23 protein-coding genes and 3 tRNA genes are annotated in these 22738 nt (G+C 67.1%); 19 read left to right on the forward strand and 7 right to left on the reverse strand.

Annotation, left to right across the window (positions count from 1 at the left end):
• Positions 1-12 precede the first annotated feature (12 nt).
• From PSV00_RS12940 to PSV00_RS12955, 4 genes are all read right to left on the reverse strand, one after another.
• Positions 13-1209: a patatin-like phospholipase family protein gene (locus PSV00_RS12940; protein ID WP_300447901.1), complete on the reverse strand. Its 1197-nt coding sequence runs from the start codon at positions 1207-1209 to the stop codon at positions 13-15.
• Between the two features lie 114 nt (positions 1210-1323).
• Complete coding sequence (locus tag PSV00_RS12945; protein WP_300447903.1) at positions 1324-1881, reverse strand: fasciclin domain-containing protein; 558 nt, start codon at positions 1879-1881, stop codon at positions 1324-1326.
• A 23-nt stretch (positions 1882-1904) separates the two neighbouring features.
• Positions 1905-2831 carry a hypothetical protein gene (locus PSV00_RS12950; RefSeq protein WP_300447905.1) on the reverse strand — a complete coding sequence of 309 codons (927 nt, stop codon included), beginning with the start codon at positions 2829-2831 and terminating at the stop codon, positions 1905-1907.
• Positions 2832-2923: 92 nt separating this feature from the next.
• Entirely contained in the window at positions 2924-4918 is a 1995-nt protein-coding gene (locus PSV00_RS12955) for an acetyl/propionyl/methylcrotonyl-CoA carboxylase subunit alpha (protein ID WP_300447907.1), read from the reverse strand.
• Positions 4919-5108: 190 nt separating this feature from the next.
• Between PSV00_RS12955 and PSV00_RS12960 the strand changes: the two genes are divergently transcribed.
• The 3 genes from PSV00_RS12960 to PSV00_RS12970 all read left to right on the forward strand — a co-directional run bounded on the left by PSV00_RS12960 (position 5109) and on the right by PSV00_RS12970 (position 7870).
• The gene (locus tag PSV00_RS12960; RefSeq protein ID WP_300447909.1) at positions 5109-6590 is read left to right on the forward strand and encodes a hypothetical protein; all 1482 of its coding nucleotides are present in this window, start codon (positions 5109-5111) and stop codon (positions 6588-6590) included.
• Between the two features lie 137 nt (positions 6591-6727).
• Positions 6728-7222 carry a peptide-methionine (R)-S-oxide reductase MsrB gene (gene msrB, locus PSV00_RS12965; protein ID WP_300447911.1) on the forward strand — a complete coding sequence of 165 codons (495 nt, stop codon included), beginning with the start codon at positions 6728-6730 and terminating at the stop codon, positions 7220-7222.
• Positions 7223-7273: 51 nt separating this feature from the next.
• Entirely contained in the window at positions 7274-7870 is a 597-nt protein-coding gene (locus PSV00_RS12970) for a hypothetical protein (RefSeq protein ID WP_300447913.1), read from the forward strand.
• 94 nt (positions 7871-7964) lie between these two features.
• Here PSV00_RS12970 and PSV00_RS12975 read toward each other — a convergent pair whose 3' ends face one another.
• Complete coding sequence (locus PSV00_RS12975) at positions 7965-8318, reverse strand: hypothetical protein (RefSeq protein ID WP_300447915.1); 354 nt, start codon at positions 8316-8318, stop codon at positions 7965-7967.
• A 191-nt stretch (positions 8319-8509) separates the two neighbouring features.
• Positions 8510-8584: transfer RNA gene (locus PSV00_RS12980), tRNA-Thr, on the reverse strand.
• A gap of 355 nt (positions 8585-8939) precedes the next feature.
• Here PSV00_RS12980 and murA point away from each other — a divergent pair.
• From murA to PSV00_RS13060, 16 genes are all read left to right on the forward strand, one after another.
• Positions 8940-10229 carry a UDP-N-acetylglucosamine 1-carboxyvinyltransferase gene (murA, locus tag PSV00_RS12985; RefSeq protein WP_300447917.1) on the forward strand — a complete coding sequence of 430 codons (1290 nt, stop codon included), beginning with the start codon at positions 8940-8942 and terminating at the stop codon, positions 10227-10229.
• Entirely contained in the window at positions 10219-10683 is a 465-nt protein-coding gene (locus PSV00_RS12990; protein ID WP_300447919.1) for a DUF2948 family protein, read from the forward strand. Before murA ends, PSV00_RS12990 begins: the two co-directional genes overlap by 11 nt.
• On the forward strand, positions 10680-11147 hold the full coding sequence (locus PSV00_RS12995; RefSeq protein ID WP_300447921.1) for a UPF0262 family protein: 468 nt from the start codon (positions 10680-10682) through the stop codon (positions 11145-11147). The genes PSV00_RS12990 and PSV00_RS12995 overlap by 4 nt, the downstream gene beginning before the upstream one ends.
• 8 nt (positions 11148-11155) lie before the next feature.
• On the forward strand, positions 11156-11623 hold the full coding sequence (locus PSV00_RS13000) for an HD domain-containing protein (RefSeq protein WP_300447923.1): 468 nt from the start codon (positions 11156-11158) through the stop codon (positions 11621-11623).
• Between the two features lie 110 nt (positions 11624-11733).
• A complete protein-coding gene (gene infA, locus PSV00_RS13005) occupies positions 11734-11952 on the forward strand; it encodes a translation initiation factor IF-1 (protein WP_003164348.1) in 219 nt (72 codons plus the stop codon).
• Between the two features lie 12 nt (positions 11953-11964).
• Complete coding sequence (locus PSV00_RS13010; protein ID WP_300447925.1) at positions 11965-12555, forward strand: nucleoside triphosphate pyrophosphatase; 591 nt, start codon at positions 11965-11967, stop codon at positions 12553-12555.
• On the forward strand, positions 12552-13574 hold the full coding sequence (locus PSV00_RS13015) for a ribonuclease E/G (protein WP_300447927.1): 1023 nt from the start codon (positions 12552-12554) through the stop codon (positions 13572-13574). The genes PSV00_RS13010 and PSV00_RS13015 overlap by 4 nt, the downstream gene beginning before the upstream one ends.
• Positions 13575-13576: 2 nt before the next feature.
• Entirely contained in the window at positions 13577-13741 is a 165-nt protein-coding gene (gene yacG, locus PSV00_RS13020) for a DNA gyrase inhibitor YacG (protein WP_300447929.1), read from the forward strand.
• A 110-nt stretch (positions 13742-13851) separates the two neighbouring features.
• Positions 13852-13927, forward strand: a tRNA-Phe gene (locus tag PSV00_RS13025).
• 250 nt (positions 13928-14177) lie between these two features.
• The gene (locus PSV00_RS13030; RefSeq protein ID WP_300447931.1) at positions 14178-16652 is read left to right on the forward strand and encodes an ATP-binding protein; all 2475 of its coding nucleotides are present in this window, start codon (positions 14178-14180) and stop codon (positions 16650-16652) included.
• A 387-nt stretch (positions 16653-17039) separates the two neighbouring features.
• Positions 17040-17942 (forward strand): MotA/TolQ/ExbB proton channel family protein, encoded by a 903-nt coding sequence (locus PSV00_RS13035; protein ID WP_300447933.1) that lies wholly within the window; start codon positions 17040-17042, stop codon positions 17940-17942.
• Between the two features lie 5 nt (positions 17943-17947).
• A complete protein-coding gene (locus PSV00_RS13040) occupies positions 17948-18382 on the forward strand; it encodes a biopolymer transporter ExbD (protein WP_300447935.1) in 435 nt (144 codons plus the stop codon).
• Positions 18383-18397: 15 nt separating this feature from the next.
• Positions 18398-19111, forward strand: a complete 714-nt coding sequence (locus PSV00_RS13045; protein WP_300447937.1) for an energy transducer TonB — start codon at positions 18398-18400, stop codon at positions 19109-19111.
• Between the two features lie 128 nt (positions 19112-19239).
• The gene (locus tag PSV00_RS13050; RefSeq protein ID WP_300447939.1) at positions 19240-19974 is read left to right on the forward strand and encodes a M48 family metallopeptidase; all 735 of its coding nucleotides are present in this window, start codon (positions 19240-19242) and stop codon (positions 19972-19974) included.
• 80 nt (positions 19975-20054) lie between these two features.
• Positions 20055-20131: transfer RNA gene (locus tag PSV00_RS13055), tRNA-His, on the forward strand.
• A 32-nt stretch (positions 20132-20163) separates the two neighbouring features.
• Positions 20164-20952, forward strand: a complete 789-nt coding sequence (locus PSV00_RS13060) for a methyltransferase domain-containing protein (RefSeq protein ID WP_300447941.1) — start codon at positions 20164-20166, stop codon at positions 20950-20952.
• On the opposite strand, the gene PSV00_RS13065 is transcribed toward PSV00_RS13060, so the two are convergent.
• Positions 20834-22678: a patatin-like phospholipase family protein gene (locus PSV00_RS13065; RefSeq protein WP_300447943.1), complete on the reverse strand. Its 1845-nt coding sequence runs from the start codon at positions 22676-22678 to the stop codon at positions 20834-20836. The two genes, PSV00_RS13060 and PSV00_RS13065, sit on opposite strands and share 119 nt — an antisense overlap.
• Positions 22679-22738 lie beyond the last annotated feature (60 nt).

A 22738-nucleotide genomic window follows, 5' to 3' on the forward strand; every position in this document is an offset into this window, starting at 1 on the left:
GCTTCCCGGGTCTCAGTCGCGCTTGTCGCTGTCGGCGGCATCCCCGTCATCCGAGCCGAAGGGCCAGGATAGATACTCAGCCAGACCCTGGGGCGGCGTGGTGGCGGCAATCCAGACGTCAGGATCCGCCGCGCTTTCGACCGCGGCGTCGAAGGTGGCCCGCATGGCGGTGGTGTCGAAGCTGAGCCCGTTGCCCACTTCGGACGACGCCGGTACCGAGGCCACGTCCAGCGGCAGGCCGGCCCCGGCGCAGAAGGCCGCGGCGGCGCTGATGGCCTGACGGTAGGAAAACCGCAGCATGGTGTCGAAGCTTCGGATCGCCACCGAGGCGGCATTGTCCGGGGTCGACAGCGATCCCGGGGCCAGCACCATGTTGACGATGATATGGACGCGGCCGCCGCGCAGCCGCCGCCCGACCTGTTTCCAGCGCAGCAGCGCGTCCGGGAGGACGAACAGGGGTGTGGCCACCCCGCCGTCGACATGCATTTCGTGGTAGATTTCACCGCCGCTCTCGCAGGCGATCAGCCGGGGCGGGAACAGACCCGGCAGGCTGGCCGAAGCGGCCAGCACCGTTCGAAACAGCGCCAGGGCGGCCTCGCCCTTGCCCTCGGTCTGGCCCTGGGTGGCGATGGCCCCCAGGTCCCAGATACTGGCCTGCTGGCGATCGAGGTCGGTGGTGCCGACGAACAGCCGGCGTCCCTCGTCATGGGCAGCGGCCACGGCCTTCAGCACAGCGGCGTCGATGAAGGGTTCGATCAACCCGTCCAGGGCCGCGACCGGATACAGGCCGGCGCGGCGGCCGGGGATCAGCCCCAACAGGCCCAGTCGGCGCTGGGCCAGGCCGCCGGTGAAGGCGCGGGTCAGTCGTTCGTCCCAGTCGGGGCCGAGGAAGGCGAAGGGGGCTATCAGCGCGCCGGTGCTGATGCCGGTGACCACGGCGAAGGCGGGCCGCCGCCCGACCCGGGTCAAGCCGACCAGTAGTCCGGCCCCGAAGGCCCCGCCGGCGGCCCCGCCCGACACGGCCAGGATATTGATCGGGTCGCGCGCCCACGGCATCCGCGGCGGGGCAATGCGATCAGCCGCCGAGGTCAGGGCGTCATGGGCCTGGGACTCGGTCAGCCGAACGTTGTGGAAGCCGACAGGGTCCCCGCGCTCCGCCGGAGGGGGGGAGTCGGACGAGCGGGGGCGGGTCGGGCAGGAGGCGGACATCCGGCAGTCATGCCCCGGCCGGGGCGGGACGGAAAGGGGGCAGAGCGTCAGGATGCCCGGCAGTGGATCGGCGGATGCGGGGCGCGTCCGGTTCCGATCCACCGCCGGGCGGGATCAGGCCGCCGGGTCGGGCTTGATCAGCAGGGCGTCGATCGGCTGGATCACACCGTTCTTGGCCAACTCTTCACTGCCGGTCAGGTGAGCGCTGGCTCCGTCCGGGGCCGTGACGACGATGGTGTCGCCATCGCGCGTGAAGCTCAGCAGGGTGTCGGCCATGGTGCGCATCTGGACAGTACCGGTGCCATCGGAGTCGATGGCGGCACCGATATCGGCCCGGGTCAGGGCTCCGGGCACGATATGGGCCCGCAGCAGGGCCGCCGCCGGGGCGCGCATCGCCTCGGTGGTGAAGTCGGAGTCGCTGCCGGTCGACGTAAAGGCGGCGTCAGAGGGCGCGAACACCGTATAGGGACCCGTGCCCTCGAGCACTTCAGTCAGGCCGGCATTGGTCAGCACCTGCTCGAGGGTGCCGAAGGCCTCGTCGCCCTTGAGTGTGGCGGCCAGGGTCTGCGACGAGGGTTCGGTGGCACCGTCGGACTTGCCGTCGTCGCCTCCGCAGGCGGCCAGGGTCAGGACCGCAAGGGGGGCTAGCGCCCAGCGCATATGGCGTTTCATTGTTGACGTCTCCGGTCGCGGGATCAGGTGAGAAGCTGGATTGCGGCCTGGATCAGGCGGGTCTTGGGGTCGACCTGATAGACGTAACCGTCGTTGTAGCGGTACTGGCTGGCGGCTGTGTCCGCGTACTGGCCCCGGTACGCATAGGGCACATTGTACGCGTCATAGCCGGCCGGCATCGGCTGGCCGACGGTGGGGCTCTGGCCTGTCAGCAGGGCAACGACCTGGGTGATGGCCTGGGTCTTGGGATCCATGGAGTAGACGGTACCGTCGGCATAACGATAGTCGTTGCGGTCGTTCAGACCGTAGTAGCCGGCCAGGTAGCTGGGCACGGGCTGGTAGTCGTACTGGGCCGGCCACGGATTGCCGCGGGACAGGGCACCACCCAGCACTGGCATATAGCCCAGCAGCGATCCCTGATTGTTCCGGCGATACAGATAGCCGTCCTCATAGCGGTAGGTGAAATCGTCGTTGTGCGGATTCCACAGCGAGTCGAAGCGGGCCCGGGTGGTCATCCGGCGGGCCTGGCCCGGCGGCAGGCAGCCATTGTCCTTGCGGGCCAGCCCGGGAGGGCAGCCGTTGATCAGGCCACGATTGCGCTCGTGGCGCAGCAGGACGACGGGCCGTCCGTCCTCATTGGAAATCACGGCCCGGCGGTCGTCACGGCGCTCCGTGCGGCGCTCGTTGCGGTCACGATCATTCTTGCGATCCTGGCGGTCCTCACGGCGCGCCTCGACGCGGATGTTCCGGTTGTCATCACGGCGCTCGGCCTGACGTTCGTTACGGTCATCGCCGCGATCGCTGCGGTCCTGATGGCCGCGTTCGGAGCCGCGGTCGCCCTTGTCGTGACCGCCATTGCCATTGCCATGGCCGTTGTTCTGGGCGGTGGCGACCTGGGGCAGACCCAGGGTCAGGACGAGCGCGGTGGCAAGGGGGAGAAGCCTGTTCATTCGGGACTCACTGGGGACCATCGACTACTCAATCGATCAGAGACCCAACGACCTCGCGGCCCAGGCAGTTCCGGATTTGCCGGCTCAGACGGTTATTCGAACTCCACCAGCACATCGTCCGCCGCAACAGGATCGCCGGCCCTGGCCCCGACAGATTTGACCACGCCGTCGTGCTCGGCCTTGAGGATGTTCTGCATCTTCATGGCCTCGATGATGGCCACGGTCTCGCCGGTCTTGACCTCCTGGCCGGGGACGACGGCAATGGAGACGACCAGTCCGGGCATCGGTGACAGCACCAGTTTCGAGGTGTCGGCGGCGACCTTTTCCGGCAGGCGGGCATAGAGGTCGGCGATGCGCGGGGTCATCACCCGGACGCGGGCCCTGGTGGCGCGGGTGCGGATGTCCCAGCCGTCGGCGACACGTTTGATCTCGGCGGTAAAGGGCTGGTCGTCGAGCACGGCGCGGAACTGGGCCAGTCCCGGACGCCAGTCGATTTCGCTGAGGCGCAGCAGGCGCTCGCCATCCTCGACCTCAAGGATCAGGGCCTCGTCATCATCATAGCCGAGGCTGACGGGAACGGGCTCGCGGTCCAGCTGGACGATCCAGTCGATACGGTCTGACGGGTCGCCGGACTGGTCCGAGACGATCTCGTGCAGGGCCATGCCGGTGGCGACCAGGATGTCCCGCTGCAGCGGACCGGCGGGAACGCCGTGGAAGCCGTCGGGGAATTCGTCGTTGATATAGGCGGTCGACAGCTCACCCGAGCGGAACCGGTCCTGGTCCATCACCGCGGCAAGGAAGGGAACATTGTGGCCGACGCCGGCCAGATAGGTGTCCTCCAGCGCCCGCGACATGCCGGCCACGGCCCCGGCCCGGGTCGGGGCCCAGGCACACAGCTTGGCGATCATCGGATCATAGAACATCGAGATCTCGTCGCCCTCGCGGACGCCGGAATCGTTGCGCACCACATAGGGGCCGCCGGGCCCGTCCTGCGGGCCTTCCTCCGGCTGTTCGTAACGGATCAGCCGGCCGATCGACGGCAGGAAGCCGCGGTAGGGGTCTTCGGCATAGATGCGGCTCTCGATAGCCCAGCCGTTGATCTTCAGGTCATCCTGACCGAAGGCCAGTTTTTCGCCGGCGGCCGAGCGGATCATCTGTTCCACCAGGTCGACGCCGGTGATCAGTTCGGTGACCGGATGCTCGACCTGGAGACGGGTGTTCATCTCGAGGAAGAAGAAGGATTTGTCCTGGCCGGCGACGAATTCGACCGTGCCGGCCGAGTCGTAGTTGACGGCCCGGGCCAGGGCGATCGCCTGTTCGCCCATCGCGCGACGGGTCGCCGCGTCGAGCAGGGGGGAGGGGGCCTCCTCGATGACCTTCTGGTTGCGACGCTGGATCGAGCACTCACGCTCGAACAGGTGGACGATGTTGCCATGTTTGTCGCCCAGCACCTGGATCTCGATATGGCGCGGATTGACGATGAATTTCTCGAGGAAGACCCGGTCGTCGCCGAAGGCGTTCAGGGCCTCGGCCTTCACCGCAGCGAAGCCCTCGGCCATGTCATCATCGGAATGGGCGACGCGGATACCCTTGCCGCCGCCGCCGGCCGAGGCCTTGATCATCACCGGATAGCCGATCTCATTGGCGATCTGGACGGCGTGTTCGGTGGTTTCGATCAGTCCCATATGGCCCGGCACGGTGGAGACCCCGGCCTCGGCGGCGAATTTCTTGGAGGTGATCTTGTCGCCCATGGCCTCGATGGCATGGGGATTGGGGCCGATGAAGGTGATGTTCTCGGCTTCGAGTCGCCGGGCAAAGACCGGGTTTTCGGACAGGAAGCCGAAGCCCGGGTGGACGGCCTCGGCACCGGACCGGCGCACGGCCTCGACGATCCTGTCTTCCAGAAGATAGGACTGGGCCGCCGGCGCGGGGCCGATCAGGATGGCCTCGTCGGCCATTTCGACCGCCAGGGAGCCCGCGTCCGCCTCGGAATAGACCTGCACGGTGCGGATGCCCATGCGTTTGGCGGTCTTGATAATGCGGACGGCGATCTCGCCGCGATTGGCGATCAATATCTTTGAAAACATGCGTATGCCCGAAGCGCGTCCTGAACTGAATGTGATCTGTGCGTGAAGCGACCGCCCCGATTAGGCCGCGATCACTTGGGAGTAAACAAGGGTGGGGTGTTCGCCTCTTCAGGGTTCGGGGTTGGCAACCCGGTCCCGGATCGGCTTTAACTCCCCTACCTTCCCGTGACGGTTCCTGGAGTCCAGATTGATGCAACGCCTACTCACCGCCTCGACCGCCGGTCTAGCGCTCGCTGTCTGCGCCGGTGCCGCCTCGGCCCAGGACTTCCGTGCCCTGGCTCGCCAGGACCTGGCCGCCGCCCATGACGCCCTGCGCGACAATCACCCCGCCGCCGTGCTGCCGGGTGCCGCCAGTGAGGATTTCCGTAGCTGGCTGGACGCCGGGCTCGCTGATGCCGTGGCCAAGGCCGGACAGGTCAACAGCGGCGACAGCCACGCCTATCTGATGCGCTATTATGCGGCCGGCTTCCGCGACTCCAATATTGAAATCACCCCGACCTTTGAGGGCATGGGCCCCTATTTCGTGACCGGCTGGCCCGGATTCGCTACCGGCTGGCGCAACGGTGCCTATGAGGTGACCTATGTGCAGCCGGGCGTGCGCAATCTGCCGCCGGTCGGAGCCGTGCTGGTCGACTGCCTGGGCAACACCGCCGAGCAGATCGCCCAGGAGCGTCTGGACCGGTGGGAAGGCGACCTGACCACCGAGGCCGGACGCGTGCGTAGCGCCCCCTATCTGCTGTGGAACCGCAACAACCTCTGGACCGGCGGCGTACCGGCCCTGTGCAATTTCAAGGTCGGTAACCGCCGTCCGCGCGAATACCGCCTGCTGCCCCAGCCGCTGGACGCCGCCACCATCGAGACGGCCTACCGCGCCACGGTCTATATGCCGGGTGCCACGCCGCTGGCGGTTGAACAGGTCAACGGCCGTCCGTGGGTCCATGTCCATTCCTTCGCCGACAGCGCCGGCTGGGATGCGTTCAATGCCCAGATCGAGGGCGACATCGCCTCGCTGCGCGGCCCCCAGGGCTTCGTGCTGGATCTGCGTGGAGCCTCGGGCCAGTCGTATCGTTCAACCACCCGCGGCTATGGCCTGGCCAACCGCATCTGGACCCCCGAATTCACCGTCAGCCGCCAGCCGGCGGCCGGAGAGATCACCTATCGCGCCACCGCCGGCAACCGTCAGTGGTTCGTCGAGACCCTGGCCCGGATGGAAGCCGATCCGCGCTTCGTCCAGGAAAGCGGCCCGGTGATCGAGGAAACGCGGGCCATCATCGCGGCCTTCGATGCCGCGCTTGAGGCGGACCAGCCGCTGTTCACCCTGGCCGGCCGTTCGGCTGTTCAGGATACGGGGGCTGCAAACCCGGTCCAGGGCCAGGTCGTGGTTCTGGTCGACAGCGGTTGCTCGGGCGGCTGCCTGGACACGCTGGACCTGCTGACCCGCCTGCCGAACGTGCGGCTGGTCGGGGCGACAACGGCCACTGACTCGATCTTCATCGAGCGGACCAATGCGCGGCTGCCGTCGAACTATTCGGACCTGAGCTATGGCCACAAGGCCTGGACCTCGCGTCAGCGCCCCAGCCACCAGCCCTTCACCCCGGCGACGGGCCTGACCTTCACCGGCAATCCGACGGACGAGGCTGCCGTGCGGACCTGGGTCGGGACGTTGTTCTAGGGCGCTAACGCGCTTCGCGCTGCTTGAGCGCTCTCTCTGTCGCGCTATCGCGCTTCGCGCTGCTTGAGCGCGGTGGGAAACGGAAAGTCGGGCCGGATGGGGTGGAAGCCCTGTCCGGCCCTTCCCATATGTGGGCCATGACCCAGACCCCCACTGCCACCGCTTCGTCCCGTTCTGCCTCCGGTTTCGACCTGACGCCGCCCGACGGGGCTGAGCGTGCCCGCCTGGAGGCCGATCTGTCGCCCGAGGAGAAGCGGGTCCTGCTGGCTCACGGCACCGAGGCCCCGTTCTGCGGCACCCTGCTGGGCGAGAAGCGGGCCGGGCTGTTCTGTTGTCGGGAATGCGGCCTGCCGCTGTTCCGGACCGGCAGCAAGTTCGAGAGCGGCACCGGCTGGCCCAGTTTCGCTGAACCGGCCGACCCCGGCCATGTCCGGGCGGTGCAGGACACAGCCTATGGCATGGTCCGGACCGAGACTCGCTGTGCCCGCTGCGACAGTCACCAGGGCCATGTGTTTCCGGACGGACCGCCGCCGACGGGGGATCGCTATTGTATCAACTCGGTGGCCCTGACCTTCGTCGCCACAGGCGAGCCCCTGCCGGATCCGCTGGGACGCGGCGACGGTATCGCCTGACCTTGGCCGCAATCGGGGCTAGGATGGTCCTCGTATCCGGGAGTATCGCCTATGTTGACGGTCAGCCTTCTCACCGCCGTCGCCCTGCTCGCAGGCGGTGACCCCGACGGCGTCGTGGCGACCGCCCCGGCCACGGCGGTCCAGCTGGACGCCACGGACATGCCCGAGGCCGCATCGCCCGCCGCCGCGGCCCAGGCTTCGGCCCCGCATGGCCTGACAACCGACCAGCAGATCGCGCGCTGGGTCGACGACCGCTCGCCCGAGACCCTGCCGTTTGCGAACGGGATCACCTCCCGGCCGGTCGATGACCGCCAGATGCACAGCCAGGTCAGCGTCGGCATCGGGACCGGCGGTTATCGCGACTATGGCGTCGCCGTCTCTTTGCCCCTGGGCGACACCGGGCGGCTGAACCTCAGCTATCGGCAGGTCGAGAACGGCTATCCCGTCTATGGCTACGGCAACGGCTATGCGCCTGCCTATGGCTACGGCATGGGTTACGGGTACGCGGCCCCCTATGCCGGCGAGACAGGCTATGCTCTGCCGTCTCCCGGGATCGACGGTGCGGCGGAAGTCGGGACGCCGGACCGGCGTGTGGCGACTCCGCCGTGGCGACAGCTCGACTATTCAGCACGCCCGCACCGGGACTGACCCGGACACCGGGCATGAAAAAGGGCCACGCCCTTTTGAGGCGCAGCCCTGATTGCAGACCCGTCAGGCCCGCCCCGAAGGGCGGGCCGACCGATCAATCGGCGGTGTAGCGGTATTCGCTGACGCGGCAGACGTTGATGCGATAGCGCTCAAGCACGTCACCGTCAGCGAAGCGGGCGCGGAAATCATAGACGCAGGCACCCGAGCCGTCGTCGATGTTGATCCGGACGGCCGCGCCGTTGGGCAGGACATCCGCGCCGAGGATGTCTTCCTGCCAGTCTTCCTCACCGGCGCTGGAGGCCCAGAAATGGGTCATGGTCACGCCGGTCGCATTGGTGACTCGGACGTGACGGTCCTGGCCGTCGTCGGACTGGAAGGCCATGGAGCCCAGGGCGACAGCCGAAACAGCAGCGGCCATGAAGGCGCGGCGAGCAAATGTTTTGAACATCTTGTTATCCTGAAAAAAAATGCGCCCCCTGCGCAGAGTTCCAAACTTACCATTGTTCTTTGAAGGGTGTCGATTCATTGAAGAGTTTAATGGCTACGCTTTCCCGGAGGCTTTGCCGGGCGGACGAACCGCAGGCCCTGAAACGCCAAACGGGGCCTGACACGAATGTCAGGCCCCGCCAGGATCTCAGATGGTGCCGCCGGGGGGAATCGAACCCACGACCTCAGCCTTACCAAGGATGCGCTCTACCACTGAGCTACGGCGGCGAAATCTGAGGAAGCGGCCGTATAGCCAAACCACTCCCGGGGGGGAAGCCCTCTTTTCCAAGGCTTGAACAAAAGTTTCGCCGGGTCTCTGATGGCGGCCATGTCGAAACCGCCGCTGCCGCCTGCTGAAACCCCCGCTCCGCCGCCTTCAGCGGCGCTGACGGCGCGGAACGCGCGCCTGGCCGCGGCGTTGCGGGACAATCTGCGCCGACGCAAGGCGGCCGCGCCACCCCGACCCGTCAAGGACCGGAACTGAAAGTCATCGTCCGCGGCGCACGAGGACTTTCGCTCTGACCGGCCTCCGGGCTAGATAGCCACCCCCCGGCGCCCCCGCGGCGGGCGCTTCAAGGACCAAATGGACAGTATTGCCATCCAGGGCGGCAGCCAGCTGAACGGGACCATCCCCATCAGCGGTGCCAAGAATTCAGCCATCAAGCTGATGGCCGCGTCGATCCTGACCGACCAGCCCCTGCTGCTGACCAATATGCCGCGTCTGGCGGACACCAAATTCCTCGGGCGGTTGCTGCGCGAGTTCGGCATCGAGGTCACTGAGCGTGACGGTGCCGAGGGGCAGGAGACCCTGTTCCACGCCCGCGAGATCACCTCGACCTTCGCCCCCTATGATCTGGTCCGCCAGATGCGGGCCTCGTTCAATGTGCTGGGTCCGTTGCTGGCCCGCACCGGCCAGGCCAAGGTCTCGCTTCCCGGGGGCTGCACCATCGGCGCGCGTCCGGTCGACCTGCACCTTCAGGCGCTGACCGCCCTCGGTGCGGAGATCGAGCTGGAGGAGGGCTATGTCACCGCCACCGCTCCCAATGGCCTGATCGGGGCCGAGATCGAGTTTCCGTTCGTTTCGGTCGGGGCGACCGAGCACGCCCTGCTGGCCGCCGTTCTGGCCAAGGGCACGACCGTATTGCGCCGCGCCGCGCGCGAGCCGGAGATTGGCGACCTGGCCCACTGTCTGGTGGCCATGGGGGCGAAGATCGAGGGGATCGACACGGATGTCCTGACCATCACCGGTGTGACCTCGCTGGGCGGCACCACCTGGTCGGTGATCCCCGACCGGATCGAGATGGGCAGCTATGCCGTCGCCGCCGCCATGGCCGGGGGCGAGGTGCGGCTGACGCGCTCGCGTCCGGGCCTGATCGACGCCCTGACCGACCGGCTGATCGAGGCCGGGGTCGAGGTGATCCCGACCGACGACGGCGTCATCGTCCGGCGCGACCCGGCCGTGCGGTTGAAGGCGGTCAATGTCACGACCGAGGTCTATCCCGGCTTCGCCACGGATCTGCAGGCCCAGTTCATGGCCTTGATGACCCTGGCTGAGGGCGAAAGCATCATCCACGAGAACATCTTCGAGAACCGCTTCATGCATGCGCCGGAGCTGATGCGGCTGGGGGCCGAGATCTCGGTCCATGCCGGCGAGGCCCGGGTCACGGGCGTCGAGGCGCTGCACGGGGCCCCGGTGATGGCCACCGACCTGCGCGCCTCGGTCTGTCTGGTCATCGCCGGGCTGGCGGCCGAGGGGGAGACGACGATCGGCCGAGTCTACCATCTGGACCGCGGATTCGAACGGCTGGAAGAGAAGCTGAGCGCCTGCGGGGCCGACATCCGCCGGATCGGAGGGGGCGGCCATGAACACTGACGCCAATCCCCCGGTGCCCGCCACTGCCCCCCCGCCGCTGCGGCTGCTGGCCGAGGATGCGACTGACCTGCAGATCATGTCTGCGGCGCTGCAGGACGCGGTCCTGCGTCCGGCCGATGTGGTCTGGGAGCCCGGCGCGCGTACCGTGACCATCGCCCTGAGCCGGTTCTGCTGGGAATGCGGCGGTACCCGGGTGATGGCGGCGATGCAGTTCGGGGATGTGCTGGCGGTCAAGAGCCGCCGTCTGCCGCGCGGGGCAGAGACGGCGCTGGAACTGCTGGCTATCGATTTCGAACCGGGCGAAGCGCCCGGCGGCCGGGTGATCCTGATGTTCGCCGGCGGTGGCGATCTGCGGATCGACGTGGAATGTCTGGATGCCGTTGTTGCCGACCTGTCGGAGCGCTGGCCGGCCAAGGTCTCGCCGGTCCATGACGACGGGACGGTGGAGGCGTGAGCGACTCCCACAGACTGGCCTCGGTCGTGCTGGACGCCGCGACCCTGCCGGCGGCGAATGCCGAGATCGAGCATGAGCGTCGCGTCGCCATCTTCGACCTGGTCGAGAAGAACAGTTTCGAACCGGCCGGCGGCCAGGGCGGTCCCTATGCCCTGACCCTGTCGCTGCAGGACAGTCGTCTGGTGTTCGACATCACCGGTCCCGACTTCGCCCGGGCCCATGTGCTGTCGCTGACGCCGATGAAGAAGGTGCTGAAGGACTATCTGCTGATCTGTGACAGCTATTTCGAGGCCCTGCGCGGCTCGTCGCCCAGCCAGATCGAATCGGTCGACATGGGCCGTCGTGGTCTGCACAACGAGGGGGCCGAGCTGCTGAAGGCGCGGCTGGACGGCAAGATCACTATCGACCACGAGACGTCACGGCGGCTGTTCACCCTGGTGACGGCGCTGTACCGGCGGGGATAGACGGGAAGATGCAGGACCGGGCCAGAAGCTTCGCGGTCATCGCTCATGGCGACCAGATCTATGGCGAAGACCAGCCCTATGAGCGGCACCTGGCCGCGGTGGTCGAAGTCATCCGCGACTGGACCGACGATGCGGAACTGATCAGTGCCGCCTGGCTGCATGACACCCTGGAAGACACGCCGACCCGCTTTGACGATCTCGCAGAACAGTTCAGCGACCGGGTCGCGCGTCTGGTCTGGGCGGTCACGGCGGAGGGTGATGTTCGCGCGGAAAAGATGGACGCCATCTATCGCAAGATCGCGGCCTGTCCTGACGCCGCCCTCGTCAAACTGGCCGACCGCGTTGCGAACGTCGAAGCCGCACCGGCCGGGTCAAACCACAGTCGCCGCTACGTCGGCGAGCGCGAGGCTTTCGAGCAGGCCATCCGTTCTTTCGTCCCCGCAGACGCGTGGGATCGTCTTGATCGTGCCTACTGAGCGTTACACCTCGACTATCGCCGCGTTTTGGGGCATGAGGCGCCCTCTTTTCGGCTCACACTCCGCCCGGTGTGGGCCCCGAACCGTATTTTCAGGGCGCGAGAGGCCGCATGGCTAAGGAAGAACTGCTCGAGTTTCCCGGTGTCGTCAGCGAACTGCTGCCGAACGCCACCTTTCGTGTGACGCTCGAGAACGACCACGAGATCATCGCCCACACGGCCGGCAAGATGCGCAAGAACCGCATCCGCGTCCTGGCCGGCGACAAGGTGCTGGTCGAGATGACGCCCTATGACCTGACCAAGGGCCGCATCACCTATCGCTTCAAATAGGGGCGGGGCGACATGCCCGCCTCCGGGGTGCGCCCCGACCTGGTCCTGGCCTCGGCCAGTCCGCGCCGGATTGAGTTGCTGGCGCAGGTCGGGATTGTCCCCGATCGCATCGACCCCGCCGACATCGATGAAACCCCGCTGAAGGACGAGACGCCGTCGCGTCTGGCCGTAAGGCTGGCGCGAACCAAGGCAACCGTCGTGGCCGCTCGGTCGCCGGGTGCCGTGGTCGTGGCCGCCGATACGGTGGTGGCCCTGGGCCGCCGCCTGCTGGAAAAGCCTGCTGACGAAGCCGAGGCCGCGCATTTCCTGCGCCAGCTTTCGGGTCGCAACCACCGGGTCTTCACCGCCGTGGCGGTGGCCGCCGGTGACAAATTGATCAGCCGGGTGGTCGACACCCGGGTCAGCGTCAAATGCCTGTCCGAGCCCGAGATCGCCGCCTATGTCGCCACCGGCGACTGGCGTGGCAAGGCCGGGGGCTATGGCATCCAGGGCCCGGCCGGGGCCTTTATCCTGCGCATCGTCGGCAGCCACCCGGCCGTGATGGGCCTGCCCCTGCCCGAGACGGTCAATCTGCTGTCCGGCATGGGCTGGCGGCGGTCGTGAGCGACGCGGTCGAGGTCTTCCTCGACGCCATGCCCGGCGAGACCCGGGGCATGATCTTCCGCAACGGCTATCCCGAACATCTGCTGATCGAACGCGACAGCGACGTGCCCCAGCACCGGCTTGGCGCGCGCTGCGTCGGTCGGGTCACCGAGGTGAACGCCGGGCTGCGGGGCGCTTTCATCGACCTGGGCGCGGGCGACCCGGCGGGGTTCCTGCCACTGGCGCGTGAGGCCCCGATCCGCAACGGGGACCGGATCGCGGTCGAGGTCACGGCCGAACCGCGTGACGGCAAGGGGCCGGTGCTGCGCCTTACCGGTGCGGGGGAGGGGACGCCCCGTCTGCTGGAGACCGGGCCTGACGTGGCCGCCCGGCTGGCGACCCTTGCTCCCGGCGTGGAAGTTGAAACGGGGCTGGCGGCGATCTCAGCCGGACATGAGGCGGTCGAGGCGGCGTTGGGCATGACGACGGTTATCCCGGCGATCGGGCTGGACCTGGCGGTACAGCGCACGCGGGCGCTCGTCGCGGTCGATATCGATCATGCGCCGGTGGCCGGGCGCGATGCGCGCAAGGGCCGCGAACAGGCCAATCGCGAGGGGCTGGTCCAGGCGGCGCGCCTGATCCGGCTCAAGCGCTGGGGTGGGCTGGTGGTTGTCGACCTGATCGGCACCGGCCAGGACGGGGAGATGATCCTGCGAACCGCAAAAGCGGCGTTCGGCGGCGATCCGGCGGTGGTGATCGGCCCGGTCAACCGGTTCGGGGTGCTGTCGCTGTCGCTGCCGTGGCGACTGCGGCCGATCGAGGCTGTGCTGGGCCGGACGCTTGAGGACCGGGCCCTGGACACGGTACGGGCGTTGCGGCATCGCCTGCTTGAGGATACGGCGACGCCGAGGTTGACCGCGGTGTGCCCGCCTGACGAGGCGGCGGTCGCCGCTCCCCTGGTCGCCCGGCTGGGACCGCGGGCCGCGCTGCGGGCCCAGACCGGCCTGCCGCCGGGTGCCGCACGCATCGAAGAGGACTGACCATGGCCAACTGCCCGATCTGCCGCCAACGCCCGGCAGCGTCCGAATACAAGCCGTTCTGCTCCAAGCGTTGCGCCGATCTGGATCTGCAGCGCTGGTTTACCGGCAGCTACGCCATTCCGGCCGGTCCCGAAGGATCGGCGGAGGATGAGTCCGAACCCGGGTGATCCGGGGCGAAACGGTGGACTTCGGGTTCGATGTCCGGTTCGTTTCAAACCCCTATGGACACCCCCGGCGGCCTCGCCTATAGACGCCGCTCCCGCGAGCCGGTGCGCGCGCCTGGGTAGCTCAGTTGGTAGAGCAGCGGATTGAAAATCCGCGTGTCGGTGGTTCGAATCCGCCCCCAGGCACCATTTTCCCGAATATGAAAAAAGTCCCCTCCAGCCGGGGCCCCCGCCCAATGTGGTGGCGTGTTTGTCGCAGATACGGCGATATTTTAATGATTGACCGTGCAGCGTGTCGGACTTCGTGTCGTCCGCTCGCGAGTTGTCCATCTTGTCCTTTTTCCTTCGACTCAGCATCCTTTGTCTGGGACTGCTCCTGTTTCCCTCCGGCGCGGATGCGGCGGCGGCGGAAGGTCGAGCCAAGGGCGCGAGCCAGACGATGGCGCTCGCGGGTATCGTTGAGTCCCGCGCGTCCCAGACCGATTTCGCGGCCCTGGAACGGTTCGGTGCCGCGGCGCAGCAGATGGACAGTCGTGAGGGGCTGAACCGGCTCTACCATGTCACCTGGCTGTTCCAGACCCAGGCCGACTACGACAAGGCGAAGCTGTGGAACGACCGGCTGGCCGCAGCGGCCGCCCGCGAACACGATGCGCGCTATCAGATGGTTGCTCGCCTGAACGCCCTGGCCGCCCGCTACACCCAGGGCGACCTGACGGTGGTGCCCGAGATCGCCGGCATTCATGCCACGGAACTGGACTGGTTTACCCGGGCCCATGCCGCCCGCTTGCAGGCATTGGCGATGATCGATGAGGGCCAGACCGGCCAGGCCCTCAGAATCCTGACCGATGCCGAGTCGGCCATTCCGATGAGCGGCCCCCAGGTCGACACGGCCCGGGCGGGAATCTGGGAAGTGGTCGGCATCGGCCTGATGCAGATCCATGACTATGAGGGCAGTGCCGCTGCCTTCAACCGTTTTGAGGTGGAGTTCACCAACCCCCTCTATCCCCGTCCCGATTTCGACAGTCTGTACAATCTGGCCAAGATGGCGTCGCAGAGCGGCGACTTTGCCGTCGCGGATCGACTGGCTGCGGCTCACCACCGGCTGTCGGAGCGCACGGGGATGCACAGTCTGCAGCTCTGGGACGTCAATCTCTGTGCCCGGATGGCCAATGACCGCGCCGAGCCGCGCGCGGTTCTGCGGTGTATCGCCCCGGTCGGTGCCGAGCTGGCTCAACCGACCGCGATGACGACAAACCTGCTGCGCTTGCGCGCGGTTGCCCGCGCCCAGACGGGAGACGCTGCGGGTGCCCGGCGCGATTTTGAAGTGGTTCGCCAGCTGGATGCTGCGGCCGGCGACAATGAGGCCCGTCGGACCGACCTGATGAATGCCGAGGCGGAGGTCCTGTTCGCCGAGGGGCGGACCCGCGAGGCCTTCCTCAAGCTGCGGCGGTTCAACCAGCAGGAAAACATGCTGCAGCTGCAGACCTTCAGCAGCGGCATCCATCAGGTCACCGGTGACCTGGAAGTCCAGCTGGCCGAGCGGCGCAAGGCCCTGACCTCGGCCAATGCCCTTGCGGCGGCCGATGCCCGGATGCTGTTGATCGGTCGCTATTTCATCGTCCTGGTCGTGATTCTCCTGGCGTCGCTGCTCGGGGTTTTGTTCTGGCAGATCAAACAGGCGCGCCGCCTGAAGGCGGCAACCCGGCTGGCCGATGAGGCCAATCGCTCCAAGAGTGAGTTTCTTGCCAATATGAGTCACGAGATCCGGACCCCGCTGAACGGGGTGATCGGTATCAATGCGGCCCTGGCCCGAACCGAGCTCACGCCGGAGCAGGCCAAGATGGTCGATCTGATCGCGACCTCGGGCGAGACGCTGGAAACCCTGCTCACCGATGTGCTGGATTTGGCGCGGATTGAATCCGGTCATCTGGAGCTCAAGGCCGAGCCGTTCGACCTGGAAGACTGTCTGGAGAGTGTCGTGGCCCTGTTTGAGGCCGGGGCGCGGCTGAAGGCTCTCGATTTCAGCCTGGATGTCGCCCCGTCGGTGGCCGGTGCATTCGTCGGCGATGTGGTGCGAATCCGGCAGGTTGTCAGCAATCTGCTGTCCAATGCGGTCAAATTCACCGGGCAGGGAAGCATCGTCCTGAAGGCGACGCGGGACGACGAGGGGCGGGTGGTCATCGCCGTCACCGACACCGGAATCGGCTTTGATGCGGACTTCAAGGCGCGTTTATTCCAGCGCTTCGAGCAGGCGGACGGCTCGATCACACGGCGATTCGGCGGCACGGGCCTGGGTCTGGCGATTTCGCGGGCGCTGGCCGAGGCCATGGACGGCACCCTTGAAGCTGACGCCGAGCCTGGCGTGGGGTCGACCTTCACCCTGACATTGAATCTGGCCCGCGCGCCCGATGCTGCCGTGGTCAAGGCCTCGAGCCCCGTTCGGGCACGGCCACAGGAGGCTGGTGCCCCGCGCGTGCTGCTGGCCGAGGACCACCCGATCAACCGTAAGGTTGTAGAGCTCCTGTTTGACGGGACCGGCGTTCTGTTGACCAGCGTCGAAAACGGGGCCGAGGCCGTGGCCCTGTACGAGACGGAGGCGTTCGACATGGTCCTGATGGATATGCAGATGCCGGTTATGGACGGACTGACCGCCATCCGGCTGATGCGCGGCCGCGAGCTGGCCGAGGGGATTCCGGCGACCCCGATCTATACCCTGAGTGCCAATGCCATGCCCGAACATGCCGAGGCTTCGCTGCAGGCGGGAGCCAATGGTCATTTGACCAAGCCGATCGCCGCCGCCAGCCTGTTCGCAGCGCTCGAGGCCGCGCTGAGTTCAGCGGACGGGGCAGGGCGATCGGCGGAAGCGGAGGGCGAAACCGACATCGCCGAGGCTGTCCTGGCGGCGGCGGGGTGAGCGGTAAATTCTTGCGCCAGCCGACAGGCCGGATCGTCCGGACTCGTCGCAAATTGCGATTTTTCCCCGTTTTGCGCGGGCAACTGCCAACCTGCTCCCCCGTGAGGGGAAAAGAGCCCCTGCGCACTTGACGCTCCGGTATGGGTTCTTCAAAGGAGCCTTACCGCTTCTTGAAACTAGCGGCCTCTCGCCTGAGAGTATGATATTCAAGGGCGCTTGACATCGTCACCGGAAGTCGCGAGGCAACCGGATGCGTAAGCAGGCGTTCCGTAGTCGACGGTCCAAGGACCGAGCCTGCGGGCGACATTTTCAATTGGGGTCGACCGCGCTCGTGGCGACGATCCTTTAGGCTTTCACGAGTCAGACCAAAGCAGGAACTGGCGAACTATGCTCGATAGCAAAATGAAGAACACGCTTCTCGCTCTGGCCGGCGCCGCCGTGCTCATGGCGGGTTCGCCGGTCCTCGCGCAGGATGCGGTCCCAGCAACCCCAGCAACCGAGACCGCTCCGGCAGTCGACGCTGCGGCAACCCCGGCTCCCGAAGCCGCTGCCCCCGCCGCCGATCCGGAAACGGTCGCCGACGCTGTCAGCGGACACGGCGGCGGTGGCATCACCCCGATCTCCATGTTCATGGACGCGGGCATGGTGGTTAAGGTCGTGATGATCGGCCTGATCCTGGCCTCGGTCTTCTCCTGGACCCTGCTGCTGATCAAAATGTTTGAGTTCGGCGCGCTCGGCCGCACCACGGACCGCTTCCTTGAAGCCTTCCGCGGCGCTCGCACGATCGCCGACATGCGTCGCGTCGCCACCTCGGACGACTTCGACGGTAACCCGCTGGCCGATATGGCCGCCGCGGCCACCGAAGAAATCGAACTGTCGCGTCAGGCAGGCCTGAGCGTCACCGGTGAACACCGTGACTCGGCCATCCTCCGCGCCCAGACCGCCGTCCAGGCGGTCCAGGCCGGTCTCGCGGGTCGCCTCTCCGGCGGTCAGCAGTTCCTGGCCTCCGTCGGTTCGACCGGCCCGTTCGTGGGTCTGTTCGGTACCGTTTACGGGATCATGAACTCCTTCATCGGCATCGCCGAGTCCAACACCACCAACCTGGCGGTCGTGGCTCCCGGTATCGCCGAGGCCCTGCTCGCAACCGGTATCGGCCTGTTCGCCGCTATCCCGGCCGTGATCTTCTATAACTACTTCAACACCCGCATCTCGGCCTACGGCACGCGATCGGACGGCTTCAACGCTGAACTGATCAACGGCATCTCGCGTCAACTCGACAAGGGGGCGTAAGACGGATGGCCGCCAAGCTTTCAGGTTCCGGCGGCGGGAAGTATCACGTCGAGGCGAACGCCGACATCAACGTCACACCCTTCGTTGATATCATGCTCGTTCTCCTGATCATCTTCATGGTGGCGGCCCCGCTCGCCACCGTGTCGGTGCCGGTGACCCTTCCGCGAGCCGTCGCGCCTCCGGCGCAGAACCCGCCGAAGCCGGTGTTTATCTCGATCCAGAATGACGGCGATGTTTTCATCGGTGACTTCCGGACGAGCGTAGACAGCCTCGGTGCGGACCTGACGGCCCAGATTGGCCGCCGGAACCCCGCCGAGGAACGGATATTCATCCGCGCAGACCAGCAGACGCGGTACGGTGACTTCATGCAGGTCATGAACGCTCTCCAGGACAACGGCTTCTACAGCGTTGCTCTGGTTGGCGAAGACCAATCATCCTAGGGGTCGGTCGAGAGTATGACAGCTGAAACCCACGAGCATCGCGATCCAATTCTGGATCCGCCGCGTAAGAAGAAAAAGGGCCTTTCCACGGGCGCGATCATCGGCATCACCATGTCGGTCATCGTTCACCTGCTGGCCGGTCTCTGGCTCTACAATGAGAAGTTCGTGTTGAAGGAATTCAACTACACCGACGACGCCGTCGATGTGGAACTGATCGAGCCTGCGCCTCCGCCTCCGCCGCCGCCGCCGCCGCCGCCGCCGCCTGACACGCCGCCCCCGCCCAAGCTTCAGGTGCGTGAGCCGCAAATCAACACCCAGGCTCCGCCGCCGCCGGTCACGCTGCCGATCGAGCCGACGAAGAAGGAAGACCGCGTCGAATATACGGGCCCGCCCGTTATCGTCCCCGGTCCGCCGCCTCCGCCGGCACCGCCTGCGCCGCCGCGTCCGGCCGTGATTACCAACCCGAGCTGGGCTCGCCAGCCTTCGGTTGAATATCCGAGCCGTGCCCAGCAGCGGAACATCGAGAGCGGCACAGTGGTCATCAGCTGTGCGGTTCAGCCGAACGGCGATGCGACTGACTGCCGGGTTCTGTCGGAAGATCCGCAAGGAGCCGGGTTCGGTTCTGCCGCGCTCTCCGGTATGCGCCGGGCACGACTGAACCCCCGACAGGTCGACGGCGCTGCCGTTGGCGCAAGGGTGCAGTACACCATGCGTTTCCGCCTCGAGTAGTCGGACACACAAACTCATCGGAATCGCCCCGGAGTTCGCTCCGGGGCGTTTTTGTTTGCGCGGAGGCCGCAGGGGAGGGAGCCTCCCTTGCGGTTAAGCGTTACGGTGGACCTTTCCGGAGACCATCCATGACCCTGACCCGCTTCGTCCTGCCTGTCGCCCTGGCCGCCCTGACCCTGGGCGGCTGTGCCTATAACGAGACCCTGGGCCGCAACCAGCTGCTGATCGTCGATGATTCGACCCTGGCCCAGCAGGCGGATGCCGCCTGGGCCGAGGCCCTGCGCACCCAGCCGGTGTCGCGCGATGCTACGATGAACCAGCGGATCCGACGGGTCGGTGACCGGGTGGTCGGCGGGGCGCAGCTGGGCGACCGCAGCTGGGAATATGCGGTCTTCATCAGCGACAGCCCCAATGCCTTCGTGCTGCCGTCCTACAAGATCGGTGTGACGACCGGCCTGCTGGCCCTGGTGAAGAACGACGACCAGCTGGCGACGGTGATCGGCCATGAGGTCGGCCACGTCGTGGCCCGCCACGGGGCCGAGCGCGCCTCCAGCAGTGCCCTGGGCGGTCTGATCCAGAGTGGCGTCGGCAGCTATGGTGAGACGGCCGGCGGTGTGGCCGGGGTGATTACCCAGTATGGTTTCCTGCTGCGCTATTCGCGGCGCGACGAGCTGGAAGCGGACCGGCTGGGCGTCGACTATATGCAGGCCGCCGGTTACCGGCCGTCGGAGGCCATCGCCCTGTGGCGACTGATGGGCGAACAGCGCCAGACGGCGACACCGGAGTTCGCCTCGACCCACCCGTCCGACGCCTCGCGGATCGCCGCGCTTGAGCAGTATATCGCCAGCCGCGGCTGGAACTGACCCCGCAGGGATATAAAACCGGCCCGGTCGCTTGATCGGGTCGGGAAGTCCCGATAGAGAACGCCCCTCGCGTCGATAGCGCCGCCTTAGCTCAGTTGGTTAGAGCGCCGGTTTGTGGAACCGGAGGTCCTCAGTTCAAGCCTGAGAGGCGGTACCATCGCTGTAACGGACGGAGGGCAAGCCCCGGCCATGACAGACGCGACTCCCGAATGGGATCCCCGACAGTACGGCCGGTTCGACGGCGAACGCGATCGCGCCGCCCTCGATCTGCTGCTGCGCCTGCCCGCGGGCCTGAACCCCGGTGAGATCTGGGATCTGGGCTGCGGCACGGGGCAACATGCGGCCCTGCTGCAGCGCCGCCATCCCGGGGCCCGGGTCCACGGACTGGACACCAGCGCAGCCATGCTGGGCGAGGCCCGGCAACGCAGCGAGATCATCGACTGGGTCCAGGGCGATATCGCCGGCTGGAGCCCCGCCCGCCCTGCGGATCTGATCTTCTCCAATGCCGCCCTGCACTGGCTGCCGGACCACCGGGTCCTGCTGGCGCGTCTCCTTGAGGCCCTGGCAGCCGGCGGGGTGCTGGCGGTGCAGATGCCGATGGCCCACGGCACGCGCCATCACGGCCTGTTGCGGGCGGTGGCCGGGACCGGGCCGTGGGCCGGGGCGCTGGCCGCCGTGCCGCGGATGGCCGCCCTGATGCCGAACGAGGCCTATTATGACGTCCTGGCCCGCGAGGCGGCCGGGGTCGACATCTGGTCCACGACCTATCTTCACGCCCTGACCGGGCCCGACGCGGTTCTGGAATGGATGAAGGGCACGGCCCTGCGTCCGTATCTGAGCGCACTCGCAGGCGATGCGCCTATGCGGGGGGCTTTCGTTTCGGCGCTGGGCGCGGCGCTTTGCGAGGCTTTCCCGCCGCGCCCCGACGGGGTGACCCTGCTGCCGTTTCCGCGTCTGTTTCTGGTGGCGCAGCGTTGAGGACGGCCTGACGCCGACGCAGATCGGTGACCGGCTTGTCCAGGGTGGCGAGGACCTCGCGGGTGGCGTGATAGCCGGAGGCGATACCCGGATCGAACGCCTTCCAGTCGCGGATATCGACCCCTTCGGGCGTCGGCTGGATCAGCACATCGGTGGCCGCGCGTGATTGTTCCAGCTCGGAGTCCGTCGTCAGGGTCGCCGCCCGCATCAGGATCGAGACGATGGGCGGGCCACGTTTCCACGAGCCGGAGACGATCATGTTCCAGATCGACTGGGGATGCTGGATGATGGCCGGGTCAACGCCGCGGGTGCGGGATACGTCGCAGCCGACGATGGGCCCGCCGGTCATCTGGCGCATGACGTCGGCCGGAAAATTCTTCAGCACAGCCCCGTCGACCAGCACCTGGCCGTTGATGACCACCGGCGGCATGACGCCGGGAATGGCGATGGTGGCCCGCATGGCCTGACGCATCAGGCCGCGCCGGTGAATTTCGATCCGGCCCGAGGTCAGGTTGGTCGAGACGGCGAAGAACGGGCGGACCAGGTCGGCCAGATCGACCTCGCCATAGGCGTCCTTGAGCAGTTCGGCGACCTTGTGGGCCCGGGTCATGGCGACCAGGGGGAAGGTGATGTCGGACAGGGGGTCGCTATCGACAAAGGCCTTGCGAATCCGTGCCTCCAGCTCCTCCTGGCACCAGCCCATCGCGGGGCCGGCGGCGACCACGGCCCCCATGGAGGAGCCGCCGACGAAATCGATCGGAACGCCGGCCTCATTCAGGGCCCGCAGCGCTCCGATATGGGCATAGGCCCGGGCCCCGCCGCCGGAAAAGACCACCCCGACCGCCGTGCCGGTGATGACCCGGGCGATGCGGGCCGCATCGGCGGCGTCCCGCTCGATGACATGGAACCAGCGGCCGGGCTGGACCGTGTCCAGCCAGATGGCAGTATTGGCCGGCCGGCTCATGCGCGCGTCGCGCAGCAGGATCAGGTCGGTCCGCTGCTGGGCGTCCAGCACGCCCTTGTGGGGCAGGGGGTAGGCGGGCGGGGCCAGCAGGGTGTTGCCGACGATGAACAACCGGTCGACCTGGCGGGCGCACAGGGAGGCCCAGGCCCGTTCCTCGGACTCGGCGATATAGAGGACGAAGTCGTGGGCATCCTCGACCCGCGAGAACCAGTCGGCGGCCGAGCTCAGGGCGGAACTGTCGATGATCTGGCAGGTAAAGCCCTGGCTGACGATGGCCGCCGCCACCTGTTCCACAAAGGCGCGGATCGGCTGATGCCGGGCGGCGATGAAGCCAAACACGCTGGGCTCGCCGCCGCCGGCGCTACGATCGCGGGCCCGCTGGATCATCAGCCGGGACAATTCGACCATCAGGTCCGGCTCGGTCCGGGCGGCCTCGAAAAAGGCCTCGCGCGGCAGGGCGACCATTTCGGAGTCGCGCAGGGCCACGACCCCGGCGGTGTGCGGCGTTCCCGCCAGCATGGCCATTTCGCCGACCGGCTCGCCCGGGCGGATGACGCCGACGAATTGGGCCGGGTGACCCTCCTCATGGCGGAAGACGCCGAGGCGGCCCGAGCGCAGCAGATACAGGACGTCCGACGGATCGCCCGCATTGAACAGGGGCTCGCCGCCGGTCAGGGCGAACCAGCTGGCACGGGTGTTGCTGCCCCCGTCGAAGATACGGTGGAGGGCGTGTTCCAGCCGGTCGGATCGGGTGGGAGCCATGCCTGCAATTAGCGCCGATTCGCACTTGCCGCCGCTGCTTTTGCGGCGACGGCTTCCCCG

Source organism: Brevundimonas sp. (genome assembly GCF_029945885.1).
Taxonomy (GTDB): Bacteria; Pseudomonadota; Alphaproteobacteria; order Caulobacterales; family Caulobacteraceae; genus Brevundimonas.